The organism is Cupriavidus oxalaticus (genome assembly GCF_038900635.1).
In the GTDB taxonomy this organism is placed as follows: domain Bacteria; phylum Pseudomonadota; class Gammaproteobacteria; order Burkholderiales; family Burkholderiaceae; genus Cupriavidus; species Cupriavidus oxalaticus_B.
Map to the genome: position 1 here is coordinate 1 of NZ_JAYMRX010000104.1, position 418 is coordinate 418.

1 pseudogene is annotated in these 418 nt (G+C 63.4%); it reads left to right on the plus strand.

What is annotated here, in order from left to right:
• Positions 1–365: pseudogene (locus VSR71_RS35150) on the plus strand (hypothetical protein); the annotation flags it as partial.
• Positions 366–418 lie beyond the last annotated feature (53 nt).

Sequence of the window (418 nt, forward strand, 5' to 3'; positions counted from 1 at the left end):
GTACGGCTCGCTTGCTGGACGAAGTGATCGAACCGGGCTGGCGACTGTTCATCGATGGCCGCAGCAATGATGCCGCCCCCATGCTCTCGCTCTGCGCCACACGCCCGGACATATCTGCGGCGGCAGTCGCACCCGTCGGCGCCGGTGCGCCTGACGCGCTCGAAGAGACCGAGGGCGTATTGGCGAACTGGTTCGATCGTCACGGTGTCGTCGCAGCGATCGTCCGCCCCGACCATTACGTCTTCGGCACGGTGCGCAATGTCACCGAGCTCGACGGTCTCCTGCGCGAGATCGACGTGCGTCTTCGTGACGCTCCAGCCGAGCGAGACAAGAATTCCGATCTGAGAATGGAGAACACGCCGTGAAACTGGCTACTGTAAGGATCGACGGGCGCACAACCTGGGGCATTGTCGAAGGC